This is a genomic window from Planktotalea sp., from assembly GCF_965659345.1.
Classification (GTDB): Bacteria; Pseudomonadota; Alphaproteobacteria; order Rhodobacterales; family Rhodobacteraceae; genus Planktotalea.
Window position 1 is genome coordinate 1 of record NZ_CBFHVK010000026.1, and the last position, 12,661, is coordinate 12,661.

Here is a 12,661-nt window from a genome sequence, read left to right on the forward strand (position 1 = left end):
AACTGCTCATGTCCGCGAGCTATCACGCTGGATTCACACAGTGAATCCTACAGTGCCCGATTTGTGCAACAAAGCCCCCTAACAATTGTATTGTTCGTACTCATTAATGCCTCACAACTGTGGGGGGGGGTGAAATTGGCTTGCACCTGCGGCCTAAGCAGATAAATCTGAGAGAGGTGTGAACGCATCATTTTTCCAAGGACGTGAAATGAACGAACCCGTTGTTTTCTTGCCCGGCTTAATGTGCGATGCGCGTCTGTTTGGTCCGCAAATTGCTGAATTGTCCTCTGACCGCGCAGTTATGTGCGCACCGATCTCCCAAGGGGAGCGGGTTGAGGAAATAGCATCTGGTTTGCTCGCGTCGCTGCCAGCGAAATTTGCGCTCGCGGGTCTGTCTATGGGCGGGATCGTTGCTATGGAAATTCTACGTCGTGCGCCCGAACGGGTTACGCGTATCGCTTTGATGGACACCAACCCACTTCCAGAAACGCCACAAGTTGCTGCTGGGCGCGAAGCGCAAATCATCGGTGCAAAGTCGGGCCGTTTGTTAGAAGTGATGCGTGAAGAAATGAAGCCAAACTACCTGGCACCGGGTCCGCAACGCGTTGATGTGCTCAACCTTGTGATGGATATGGCCGCGGTCATGGGATCAGAGGTGTTTGTTCGCCAATCGCGTGCATTGCAGCGCCGCCGTGATCAGCAATCCACATTGCGCAAATGCAAGGTGCCGGCTTTGGTTCTGTGCGGTGAACATGATGCGCTGTGCCCTGTGAAACGCCATGTATTTATGGCGGAATTGATTCCGTACGCAGAGCTTCGCGTGATTTCCAATGCGGGTCATTTGCCGACGCTGGAAAACCCTGGTGCCACGACCGAAGCGATTTATGAGTGGCTCGCTCAGCCTTTTGTCTTGCAATAAGGGGTTCGTTTTCAGCTAGAAGCGTCGTCTTTTGGGGTAGGGTGCGCTATATCACGCACCCTACAAAACGCGTTAGCCCATCGCTTCAAGCTCATCAATCATTTCAGAAATCATGGACAGACCTTTGTCCCAGAATTTCGGATCAGAGGCGTCTAAGCCGAAAGGCGCAAGCAAGTCTTTGTGATGCTTGGAACCGCCGGCTTTGAGCATGTCGAAGTACTTTTCTTCAAAGCCTTCACCACCTTCGCGATACACCGCATACAGCGCGTTTACCAAGCCATCGCCAAAGGCATAGGCATAAACATAAAACGGCGAATGCACAAAATGCGGGATGTAGGCCCAGAAGGTTTCATACCCCTCCATAAAGTCAAACGCAGGCCCTAGGCTTTCTGCTTGAACGCTCATCCAGAGCGCATTGATGTCCTCTGGTGTTAATTCGCCGCCGCGGCGTGCATCGTGAAGCTTGCACTCAAAGTCGTAAAACGCGATCTGGCGCACGACTGTGTTGATCATATCCTCCACTTTGCCGGCCAGGAGAACTTTGCGCTCCGCTTGGGTTTCAGCCTTTTCGAGCATCTTCTGGAACGTCAACATTTCGCCAAACACACTGGCCGTTTCAGCCAATGTGAGCGGTGTCGAGGAGAGCATTTCGCCTTGGCCCGCTGCCAGAACCTGATGCACACCGTGCCCAAGTTCATGCGCAAGCGTCATCACGTCACGCGGTTTGCCAAGGTAGTTCAGCATCACATATGGGTGAACATCGGTCACCGTGGGATGCGCAAACGCGCCCGGGGCTTTGCCGGGCTTCACACCCGCATCGATCCAGCCATCTTTGAAAAAGGGCTTTGCGATCTCGCCCATGCGCGGATCAAATGCGTTATATGCCTCCATCACAGTGGCTTCAGCGGCGTCCCAGTCGACAATGCGACTGTCTTCCATAGGCAGTGGCGCATTTCGATCCCAGACTTCCATGCGCTCAAGGCCAAGCCAGCCGCGTTTCATCTCGTAATAGCGGTGGCTGAGCTTGGGGTAGGCTTTGACAACTGCACTGCGCAGGGCTTCAACGACTTCGGGCTCTACATGGTTGCTAAGGTGGCGACCCGTTTGCGGTGTTTCCATGCCGCGCCAACGATCAATGATCTCTTTTTCTTTGGCTTGGGTATTGTGCACCCGTGCAAACGTTTTGACATTTTCGCCCAAAACACGCGCAACCTCGCGGCTTGCCGCTTCGCGCTTGGAACGATCTTGTTCTGTTAGGAGGTTCAAAGTGCCTTCAATGTTAAGGGTTTTGCCATCGACTTCAAAGCTGAGCCCGGCAATCGTTTCATCAAACATCCGTTCCCAAGCGTCGCCGACAACACCGAGATCATGCAGAAACTTCTCCAACTCATCGCTAAGCTGGTATGGCTTCATGGCACGGATGCGATCAAATACAGGTTTGTATCGCGCGAGGTCAGAGTTTGCGTCAAAATGTGCATCCAGCGCGTCATCCTCTAGGCGGTTCAGCTCGAGCGTGAAGAAAACCAAAGGTGTGGTGAAGTTCGTGATCTTTTCCTGCATGTCAGACATGAATTTTGCACGATCGGCGTCTGTTGTGACCTGATAATAGCGCAATCCTGCAAAGGACATGATGCGCCCTGCGACTGAATTGATCCGCTCGTTGCGAAGCACACAATCAAGCAATCCCGCGTCATCCAAATCCGCAAGCTTCCCCTCGAAATCGCGCGCGAAACTGGAACAAGCCTCTTCCAGCCAATCAAGGTCGCGCTTTAACTCCGGCGCATCTTCACCAGTGTAGAGATCGCTTAGATCCCATTCTGGCAGATTACCAAGGGGATCAGCGCCGGAACCAGCGTTTGCATCGCGCACAGGGAAGGGCAGGTGGAACATATTGAAAAACCTCATATCTCTTTGCCCACAATCTAGGCATGCGCACAGTGAGTTAAACCCCAAAAGCGCTTAATGCCGATCTGGTGATGGACTTAGCCATAGATCGCCAACATTTCGTTAAGGTCCTCAAGTGTATTCGCGTCCTTTGCGACCTTTTCTTGACGCCATCTCAACATGCGCGGAAATCGCAGCGCTACACCTGATTTGTGTCGTGTACTGCGCTGAATACCTTCAAATGCGATTTCAAACACATGCTCAGCGGGCACTTGGCGCACGGGGCCAAAGCGCTGCAATGTGTTTTTACGCACCCAAGCGGTGATTTGGCGAAATTCGGCGTCGCTTAATCCAGAATAGGCTTTGGTGAAGGGGACCAATTCATTCCCGTTCCAAACCGCAAAAGTGTAATCGGTGAACAGGTTCGCGCGCCGTCCATGCCCAGACTGCGCATAGATCATTACCGCATCAATCGTCAGCGGATCGAGCTTCCATTTCCACCAATCGCCTTTCTTGCGACCTGCCAAATACGGGCTAGCGCCGCGTTTAAGCATCAACCCTTCAGCCTGCTTTTCACGCGCTTGTGCACGGTGTGATGCAAGCGCGTCCCAAGTGTCTGCCTTTAGGCTGGGTGAAAGGCGTACAGGGGTGTCCTTTGGCAGAGTATTGAGCAGTTTTTCGAGCTGTGCGCGTCGTTCGATAAAAGCGGACTCTCGCAGATCCTCGCCATTCAATTCCAACAAATCATACGCATATAAGATGACGGGTGTGTCGCGCAGCAATTTGGCTGGAACTGTTTTGCGCGTGATGCGTTTTTGAAGCGCGGCGAAGGACAGCGGGTGTTCATCTTTCCAACCAAGTATCTCCCCATCAAGAACCACGCCATCTGGTAGGAAATCCAGCAGGGCTGCAAACTCGGGAAAGCGATCTGTCATCAACTCTTCACCGCGTGACCACACAAAGTGAGTGCCGCCGCGCAAAATGATTTGCCCGCGAATGCCGTCCCATTTCCATTCTGCGTGCCAGTCCGTGATCGGGCCAAGTTGCGCTGGCGCGCTTTCAACAGCATGTGCCAAATAAAACGGATAAGGGCGCGATAGCGCGGCTTCGGGATCTTCGGCTTCAATAAGCGTTTCAAAGCTTGTCGTTTGCGGCGTCCAATTGCCCATCAGCCGATGTGCGAGGTCGGCTTCATCTTGCCCGGTTGCTTGCGCAAGTGCGCGTGTCATCAGCTTTTGCGACACACCGACACGAAAGCCGCCGGTTATCAGCTTGTTAAATAGAAACCTTTCGGTGCCGCCCAAGTGCGTCCACGCGTCGATTACGAATGCTTTTTTGGTCTCTTCTGGTTCTTTGTCCAAAGCAATCAAAGCATTCAGCCAGTAGGTGAGTGTGTGGTCATAGCTCTCTGAATTTTCGGGTAAAATTAGGCTGATCGTTTCGGCTAAATCCCCGACAATAGGATAACACTCTTCAAAGAGCCAAAGCTCAAGCCCTGCGCATTCTGCGGCCCATGTGCGCAGAAGTGTCGTTGTGATTGCCCGCTTTGGCCGGCGTCCAGAAAACAACGCGATGGTCCAAAGTTTGTCTTGGCTATCGGCGGTTTCAAAATAATGCGAAAGCGCCTTTACCTTAAGACTTGTCTTAGTTGTTTCGTCCAATGTCTGAAAAAGGACGGCGAAGTCTTTCATAACGCTTCGCTTTCTTCTGCTTGAATGTCCTCACCCTGAAAATCGGTTTCAACGATTGCAGCGTTGTAGCCGATGCTGTTTAGGTGGCGGGCAAAGATGTCTGTGTAACCATGTGTTACATAGACATTTTCAGCGCTGGTGTTTTTGATGGCCTCCAGTAGGCCAGTCCAGTCTGCGTGATCGGAAATGACAAAGCCTTGGTCCAGTGCGCGGCGACGGCGCACGCCACGCAGACGCATCCATCCGCTTGCAAATCCGCTTGAGCTTGGCCCAAAACCACGGGCCCATTTAGAGCCGAGCGCTGCGGGTGGTGCGAGCACCATCGCACCCTGATGGGATTTGAGATCAAGCTCTGGTGTCACCTGCAACGTGTCCGGCAACGTGATGCCCTGCTTGCGTAAAATGCCATTGCTCACTTCAATCGCACCATGGGTTAAGACTGGGCCAATATGTGTGTCGAGCATAGATAAAATGCGCTGCGCCTTGCCGAGCGAATAAGCACCGATCATGCTTGTTTTGCCGTCCGCCTGATTGCGCGCCCACCATGCATTTATGTCGCGCGCAATGTTTGGCTGCGCTTGCCATTTGAAGATCGGTAGCCCGAAGGTGCATTCCGTGATGAAGTGGGTGCAGCGGACGGTTTCAAAGGGTTCGCTTATGCCATCATTTTCGGTTTTGTAATCGCCAGAGACGACCCAAACCTCGTCCTTATATGCCAACCTAATTTGCGCAGAGCCGATGACATGACCTGCCGGATGGAACGATACGTCCACGCCATTGATGCAAGTCACTTCCCCGTATCGAACCGTTTGCAAAGTGATCTCACCCAAGCGGTGCCGCATGATGGGCGCGGCACTTCGCGTGCACATGTAATGTGCGTGACCCGGGCGTGCGTGATCCGCGTGACCGTGTGTAATCAGCGCGCGCGCAACAGGTTTCCACGGGTCGATATAGACGTCAGCACGCGGGCAATAAATGCCACGGTCGGTAAATGTGATAAGTGGGTCGTTAGCCATACACGTCAGTATAGCGCGGCGCAGTGATCCTTAAAGCGCGTCAAGGAAGGCAACGGCTTGCGCGGTCAGTCTTGCGCGCACTGCAGGGATGTCCATGAACACCTCGTGTTCTGCGTTTTGGACCATTTGCAAAGTACCGTTGTTCCAAGCCGCCATCTTTTGATGGATCGCGCTTGCATCAACAATGCGCTCGTTATCGCCGAGAAACGTGAGGGCGGGAATTTTTGGTGTCGGTGCGGACATGATTGCAGTGCATTCCACCAACGCCTCTTTAAGCCAATGAAGGCTTGGGCCGCCGAGTTCCAATCCGGGAACTGCTTTGATCTGATCGCGCATCATGTTCCACATATCAAGATCGCGCGTGAGCGTATTTTCCTGAAACGGATCGCTGAGAATGAAGCTGCGCGCGTTGGTGCCGGGGGCAAGTGTTGTTCCAACGCCAAACATATCGGCCGCACGCGACAGGACCCAAGCAGCGGGGCGCAAAGCGGACGACATCAAGATGCCCCACATCGGCGCAGAAAATAGCGCGCCTTTAACCGGCAAACCATCGATCAGCGAGCGCAAACCGATGCATCCCCCCATAGAGTGCCCGAGGATTGCGATAGGGGCAGGCATACCAACTTCGCTAACTGTTGTGAGCAACACCGCCACATCTTTTTGATAGTCACTGAATGTGCCTACATGGCCGCGATATTGCTCATCGATCAAACGATCAGACAATCCTTGGCCACGCCAATCCAATGTTGCGACGGCATAGCCTGCCGCATGTAGGTCCGCCGCCAAGTGAGCATATTTTTCGACGTACTCGGTGCGTCCTGTATAGATCAAGACTGTTGCGCGAGCACCTTCAAGTGGCCAGAGGCCGATGCGCAAACGCACCCCATCACTCGCTTTGCGCCAAACCGCGTAACCGCTGCTTGGGCCATCACAAATTTCAGCGTGATAGGGTGCGTTCGTCATTGTTACTCGTCCAACTATTAGCTCAGCACGGTACCAAGCTTCATCGCCATGCCCATATCGCCATCGACTGAAAGCTTGCCGGACATAAATGCAGCGGTTGCGTTTTGTTCACCTGTAAGAATGGCTTGAAACGTATCTGCATCCGCCGTCAGGGTTACATCCGCTTCTGCATCAGACGCTGATGCGCCGGTTTCGTCAATACGAACAGACCCTTCACCGGTAATTTCGAATTTTGCGCTGCCATCAAACGCGGCATCTGCCAGTTTTTCGTTCAATGCTGTAACTGCTGCATCAATAATATCGCTCATCTTGCTCTCCGCTTCGTTATCTCATTGCATCTGGCATCTTGCCATACATGCGCTACACTCTCTCATATGAGAGCGATAAATCATATGCGCAAACCTTACCTTGCGGCACACCCACGTAAACTTGGTGCGATCTTGTTTTCGGCAAGTTTGGTGCTCGCGCTACCCTATGCCGGTCAGAGTTACGCACAAGAGCTTCCGCAGCAAAATGAGGCAGAGACCAATGCACAAGTGCTGCTGGAACAGTTGCGGGATGCGTCTGAGGGTGAGGCTGCAAAGATTGCTACCCAGATCAAACGCACTTGGGCGCGGTCTGGCTCTGCCTCTGCGGACTTGTTATTGAAACGCGGCCGTGACGCGCTTCAGGCGAAAAAGCCGAAAGTTGCGATCGAACACCTCACAGCACTGACAGATCATGCGCCCGATTTTGCTGAAGGGTGGCACATGCGCGCCAGTGCGCTTTATCAGCAAAACATGTACGGTCCCGCGCTAGAGGACCTTGAAAAGACATTGGCGCTTAATCCGAACCATTTTGAAGCAATCCAAGGCCTGGGTGCAATTTTTGAGCAACTTGGCGATTCTGCGCGCGCTTATGAAGTCTATGAGCAAGTTCTGACTATACATCCGCATCACGCAGACGTACTCGAAGCGATGAAGCGGTTGGAGACGAAAGTCAAAGGTCCCGCCCTCTAATTAATTATCGAGTTGGGGCATGTATGGCCGCGCAATCACGCATCATCGCGGTTCTCGGGCCGACCAATACGGGCAAGACAACCTACGCGATCGAGCGTATGTTGGGGCACCGCACTGGGGTAATTGGCCTGCCTTTGCGTTTGCTTGCGCGTGAGGTCTATGACCGCATTGTTGCGATACGCGGTCCGTCAGTTGTGGCATTGGTTACGGGTGAAGAACGCATTGTCCCGCCGCGCACGCAGTATTGGGTCTGCACCGTGGAAGCGATGCCGCAAGGCATGGGAGCTGATTTTCTCGCTGTTGATGAAATTCAGCTTTGCGCAGATCCAGAGCGCGGGCATGTCTTTACAGAACGCTTGCTAAGTGCGCGGGGTCAGCACGAGACGCTGTTTATGGGCGCTGATACGATGCGCGGCCCGATCCAATCACTTATACCCGATGTGCAGTTTGTTGCGCGCGAACGGATGAGCCAACTTGCCTATTCCGGCCCGAAAAATATCTCGCGTATGCGTCCACGCAGCGCGATCGTTGGGTTTTCTGTTGAAAACGTTTATGCCATTGCCGAGCTGATCCGTCGTCAAAAGGGTGGCGCTGCGGTTGTCATGGGGGCTTTGTCCCCGCGCACGCGCAATGCGCAGGTCGAGATGTATCAGAATGGCGATGTTGATTTTTTGGTTGCGACCGATGCGATTGGCATGGGTCTTAACCTTGATATTGATCACGTCGCTTTTTCATCGTTGAGCAAATTTGACGGCCAGCGGATGCGCCCCCTTATGGCCAATGAGCTTGCACAAATTGCAGGTCGGGCAGGGCGCGGCATGAAGCCGGGCACTTTTGGCGTCACAGGTGAGGCACCAGCGCTGCATGACGAACTCGCCCGCGCGATTACCGAACATCGCTTCCAGCCCGTGGGCAAACTGCAATGGCGCAATCCGAAACTGCAAATGGGTCGCCTTGATGCGCTCATCGCTTCGCTTGAGCAGCCAAGCCACGATGATCGCTTGGTAAAATCGCGTGAAGCGGATGATTTACGTGTGCTCAAAACCCTTGCCTGTGAAGCTGAAGTGGTTGCACGCGCGAGTGATGCGCAATCTGTTCAGCTTTTGTGGGACGTATGTCGCGTGCCGGACTTTCGCGGTATCTCCAATTCTGAACATGCCAACTTGCTTGAGGGAATTTTCAACTATCTTCACGAGTCTGGGCGCATACCCGATGATTGGCTTGCGCGACAAATCAAACGCATTGATCGGGTGGAAGGCGACATCGATACGCTGTCTAAACGTCTCGCGTTTATCAGAACTTGGACTTACGTTGCGCAACGCTCTGGTTGGACAAATGACGAAAACCATTGGCGTTCGCAGACGCGCGCTGTAGAAGACCGCTTGTCAGATGCGCTGCACGAGCGTTTGACCCAAAGATTTGTGGACCGGCGCACATCCGTGCTTTTGCGCCGGCTCAAACAAAAGGAGGCCCTTTTGGCCGAAGTAAACGATAAAGGTGAAGTGACCGTCGAAGGTGAATTCGTGGGTCGCTTGGAAGGGTTCCGTTTCTCGCAGGATAAATCTGCGAGCGGGAATGAGGAAAAGACACTGCGCGCTGCGTCTGTGGCGGCATTGACCCCACATTTCCATCTGCGCGCGGACCGTTTCTATAACGCGCCCGACACGGAGATAGATTTTACCGAGCAGGGTGGCCTCATGTGGGGCGAATATGCGGTTGGTAAACTTGTCGCTGGTCCAGAGGCGCTCAAGCCGCAAGTTCAAGCCTTTGTTGATGATGAAGCTGGCGCGGATGTGATTGAAAAAGTCACACGCCGCTTACAACACTTTATCGATCGCAAGATCGCGCTGCATATGGAGCCTTTGCTAAACCTGCAACGTGATAAAGAGCTTTCCGGCATGGCGCGCGGCTTTGGTTTCCGTCTGGTTGAAGCACTGGGTTTGGTTGCGCGTTCTGACGTTGCCGAAGATGTCAAAGCGCTTGATCAGGATGCACGTGGTGCCTTGCGCAAGCATGGCATTCGCTTTGGTCAGTTCACGATCTTTATGCCTTTGCTTTTGAAGCCAGCGCCAACGCGTTTGCGTCTTGTGCTTTGGTCTTTGGCGGCAGGTCATCAAGAATTCCCAGAATCTCCACCCCCCGGTTTGGTAACGGTTCCGTCGGATGAGCATGCGCCTGCGGGTTATCATTTGATGTCTGGCTACCGTGCTGCGGGTGCCCGTGCGATCCGCATTGATATGCTCGAGCGCCTCGCAGACATGCTGCGTTCAGAGGACAGCCGTGGCGGTTTTGAAGGCAAAGCAGATATGCTTTCCATCACAGGCATGACGCTGGAGCAATTTGCGGATCTTATGCAAGGCCTCGGTTATAACGCCGTAAAGGGCGAACGTGAAAAGGTGAAAACTGCACCCGCCGTCAAGCCTGAAGAAACGGCTAAGGTCGCAGACGCAACAGCTGATGCGCCTGAAACTTCTGCTGAAGAGGCGTCCAAGGACGACGCACCAAAAGAAGCCACGCCACCAGAGATGGAGGTGTTTTACACCTTCACTTGGGGTCGCGCCCGCCAGCAAAAGCACGCGGACAGCCGCCCACGTAAACAGGGCGGTGCTCCTAAGGGCAAAGGCAAACCTCGTGGGAAGCCACAGGGCGGCAACAAGGCCCAAAACTTCTCTGCGCGTCCACCTAAAGCAGAGAAAAAGATTGATCCCGATAATCCGTTTGCTGCGGCCTTGATGGGTCTTGCTAAAAAGTGAGTGACGCAGCTGAAAAGCTGCGCGCCGACAAATGGCTCTGGCAGGCACGGTTCTTTAAGACCCGTAGCCTGTCAGCCAAGCTTATCACTGGATCGCATCTAAGGGTGAACAGCGATAAGGTCGTCAAAGCCTCGGCCACTGTTAAAGTTGGCGATGTTTTGACCTTTCCTCAGGGCAATCATATTCGTGTCATTCAAGTGGACGGCATCGGCACGCGCCGTGGCCCTGCCTCTGAGGCACAAACGCTTTATACTGATCTCAGCCCTGCGCAACCGCGCGATATCGGAAAACCTTACGCCGAACGCGGTGGCCGCCCGAGCAAATCAGATCGCAAACTGGGCGCGCAAATCAAACGCGGAGAGCTTGAATGATCTCAGCTCTTGGATTAGCAAGACGACAACTCCGATTGAGGCACACCTTATGACCTACATTGTCAACGACAGCTGCATTGCTTGCAAATACACCGACTGCGTCGAAGTCTGCCCCGTAGATTGCTTCTATGAGGGCGAAAATATGTTGGTGATTCACCCTGATGAATGTATCGACTGCGGCGTGTGCGAGCCTGAATGCCCGGCAGATGCGATCCGTCCCGACACGGAGCCGGATATGGAAAAGTGGGTTGAATTCAACCGCAAGTATTCGGAAATGTGGCCTGTTATCATCACCAAGAAAGACCCGCTGCCAGACGCGGATGAGCGTGATGGGGAGAGCGGCAAGCTGGAGAAGTACTTCTCTGAACAGCCGGGCGAAGGCGGCTAATTTCGCGCGAATCACTTGTGAGAATTTGAAAGGGTGCCCAAGCGGCACCTTTTTGCTTTGTCCCTTTGGTCGTTGGGCTTTGAGTGCGATAAACGCCCCTAGTAGACACCTCTGGCGAGGGGGCGATTTTTGTGATATAGTCTGCGACAGATGATGAATGATTACCTGACACTGATCTGTTTCTGCCCACCCGCGAAATAGCATATTGCACATGAAGCGTACCGCGCTGGCGTTAGCCTGCGCGTCTCTTTTTGTCGTGTTTTGTGATCCTAAATGAGCTGAGGAAAGCCCATAATGAGCAAGTCAAAGAAACTCGATTTTAGCGTGAACGAATTTGTAGTGTACCCAGCGCACGGTGTCGGCAAGGTTGTCTCCATTGAAGAGCAAGAGGTCGCAGATGTGACGCTCGAGCTTTATGTGATCGCTTTCGAGAAAGACAAAATGACCCTACGCGTTCCGACGCATAAAGCGATTGATATTGGTATGCGTTCGCTCAGCACAGGCGATGAAGTTGCGCATGCGATGAAGACGCTCAAAGGCAAGGCCAAGGTCAAGCGCGCCATGTGGTCCCGTCGTGCGCAGGAATATGAGCAAAAGATCAACTCTGGCGATCTTATCGCAATTGCCGAAGTGGTGCGCGATTTGCACCGCACGGATGACCAGCGCGAGCAAAGCTATTCCGAGCGTCAGCTTTATGAAGCGGCGCTTGAGCGTCTGACCCGCGAATTTGGTGCCGTACAAGGGGGCGATGAAGACGCCGCCGCACGTCAGATTACTGACGTTTTGATGTCCCGAGTGGTTGCAGCTGCATAAGCCGGCTTCTCAGGTACAGGGAAAGCCGCGCTTTTGGGAGGAGGCGCGGCTTTTCTATTTCTAGCTACCCCGCAAGTAATGCAAGAAGCAAAGCAACTTCAGTGACTTGCTGGCTTGCGCCGCAGACGTCCCCTGTTTGGCCACCGACTTTCAATCGCGCCAACCGGATGCAAGAAAAAGCGGCAACGGCAGCGACGCAGGTCATCACCAGGCCGTAAACACCGACCCCGAGAGCGAGTGCAATAGCACCAAGGCCCGCAGCAATTAACGCCGACTTTGGGCTGATACGCCCGACAGAGTTCGAAAGCCCGGTGTCACGTGCATGGGGTAAAATACTCATCACCGCAGGCATTACTGCGCGCGAGGCGATATGTATTGCGATAAGCGGTAAAACCCAATTCTCCCAGCGCAGGACTTCCAGCAAGGCGCCAAATCTCATCCCTATAATGAGGATCAAGGCCAGCACGCCGTAAGTGCCAATCTGACTGTCTTTCATGATTTTAAGCCGCATCGCGGGATCCCAACCGCCCCAAAACCCGTCAGCGCAATCTGCCAACCCGTCTTCATGCATCGCACCTGTCACAATGATCGCAACCGCGAGCGCGACAAGCGCTGCGCACCAAAGTGGCAAACCCATCCAAAGCGCGATTTGAGCCCCAATGGAGCTAAAAGTCCCAGTCATGATGCCAACCAATGGATAAGCCCACGCTGCGCGTGCACCCTGTTCATAGGCCGCTTCATCAAGCTGGATCGGTAGTCGTGTAAGCAAGCTGTGCGCGAGCAAAGTATCTTTGAGAAGGTCGTTTTGAAGTGCCAAAAGGGTCGTTCCTACCTTGTCGCCTATGGGACTTTTGTTAAACACGGA

12 protein-coding genes are annotated in these 12,661 nt (G+C 53.6%); 6 read left to right on the forward strand and 6 right to left on the reverse strand.

The window, feature by feature from the left end:
• Positions 1 to 208 precede the first annotated feature (208 nt).
• The gene (locus ACTG3Z_RS15950) at positions 209 to 919 is read left to right on the forward strand and encodes an alpha/beta fold hydrolase (protein WP_439144009.1); all 711 of its coding nucleotides are present in this window, start codon (positions 209 to 211) and stop codon (positions 917 to 919) included.
• Positions 920 to 991: 72 nt separating this feature from the next.
• Here the strand turns inward: ACTG3Z_RS15950 and ACTG3Z_RS15955 are convergent, their stop codons facing one another.
• The 5 genes from ACTG3Z_RS15955 to ACTG3Z_RS15975 all read right to left on the reverse strand — a co-directional run bounded on the left by ACTG3Z_RS15955 (position 992) and on the right by ACTG3Z_RS15975 (position 6,781).
• The gene (locus tag ACTG3Z_RS15955; RefSeq protein ID WP_439144035.1) at positions 992 to 2,809 is read right to left on the reverse strand and encodes a M3 family oligoendopeptidase; all 1,818 of its coding nucleotides are present in this window, start codon (positions 2,807 to 2,809) and stop codon (positions 992 to 994) included.
• Between the two features lie 92 nt (positions 2,810 to 2,901).
• Complete coding sequence (locus tag ACTG3Z_RS15960) at positions 2,902 to 4,494, reverse strand: ATP-dependent DNA ligase (protein WP_439144010.1); 1,593 nt, start codon at positions 4,492 to 4,494, stop codon at positions 2,902 to 2,904.
• Positions 4,491 to 5,510: a ligase-associated DNA damage response exonuclease gene (locus tag ACTG3Z_RS15965; RefSeq protein ID WP_439144011.1), complete on the reverse strand. Its 1,020-nt coding sequence runs from the start codon at positions 5,508 to 5,510 to the stop codon at positions 4,491 to 4,493. The genes ACTG3Z_RS15960 and ACTG3Z_RS15965 overlap by 4 nt, the downstream gene beginning before the upstream one ends.
• A 30-nt stretch (positions 5,511 to 5,540) precedes the next feature.
• Positions 5,541 to 6,473 (reverse strand): alpha/beta fold hydrolase, encoded by a 933-nt coding sequence (locus tag ACTG3Z_RS15970; protein ID WP_439144012.1) that lies wholly within the window; start codon positions 6,471 to 6,473, stop codon positions 5,541 to 5,543.
• Positions 6,474 to 6,490: 17 nt separating this feature from the next.
• On the reverse strand, positions 6,491 to 6,781 hold the full coding sequence (locus ACTG3Z_RS15975; protein ID WP_439144013.1) for an SCP2 sterol-binding domain-containing protein: 291 nt from the start codon (positions 6,779 to 6,781) through the stop codon (positions 6,491 to 6,493).
• An 84-nt stretch (positions 6,782 to 6,865) separates the two neighbouring features.
• Here ACTG3Z_RS15975 and ACTG3Z_RS15980 point away from each other — a divergent pair, with 84 nt between their 5' ends.
• From ACTG3Z_RS15980 to ACTG3Z_RS16000, 5 genes are all read left to right on the forward strand, one after another.
• Positions 6,866 to 7,471 (forward strand): tetratricopeptide repeat protein, encoded by a 606-nt coding sequence (locus tag ACTG3Z_RS15980; RefSeq protein WP_439144014.1) that lies wholly within the window; start codon positions 6,866 to 6,868, stop codon positions 7,469 to 7,471.
• Between the two features lie 23 nt (positions 7,472 to 7,494).
• Positions 7,495 to 10,224: a helicase-related protein gene (locus ACTG3Z_RS15985; RefSeq protein WP_439144015.1), complete on the forward strand. Its 2,730-nt coding sequence runs from the start codon at positions 7,495 to 7,497 to the stop codon at positions 10,222 to 10,224.
• A complete protein-coding gene (locus ACTG3Z_RS15990) occupies positions 10,221 to 10,595 on the forward strand; it encodes an RNA-binding S4 domain-containing protein (RefSeq protein WP_439144016.1) in 375 nt (124 codons plus the stop codon). Before ACTG3Z_RS15985 ends, ACTG3Z_RS15990 begins: the two co-directional genes overlap by 4 nt.
• A 49-nt stretch (positions 10,596 to 10,644) precedes the next feature.
• Complete coding sequence (fdxA, locus tag ACTG3Z_RS15995) at positions 10,645 to 10,983, forward strand: ferredoxin FdxA (RefSeq protein ID WP_375266303.1); 339 nt, start codon at positions 10,645 to 10,647, stop codon at positions 10,981 to 10,983.
• A 294-nt stretch (positions 10,984 to 11,277) separates the two neighbouring features.
• Positions 11,278 to 11,796, forward strand: coding sequence for a CarD family transcriptional regulator (locus ACTG3Z_RS16000; protein WP_439144017.1), 519 nt, complete (start codon positions 11,278 to 11,280; stop codon positions 11,794 to 11,796).
• Between the two features lie 64 nt (positions 11,797 to 11,860).
• Here the strand turns inward: ACTG3Z_RS16000 and cobS are convergent, their stop codons facing one another.
• Positions 11,861 to 12,613, reverse strand: a complete 753-nt coding sequence (cobS, locus tag ACTG3Z_RS16005; RefSeq protein WP_439144018.1) for an adenosylcobinamide-GDP ribazoletransferase — start codon at positions 12,611 to 12,613, stop codon at positions 11,861 to 11,863.
• Between the last annotated feature and the right edge of the window lie 48 nt (positions 12,614 to 12,661).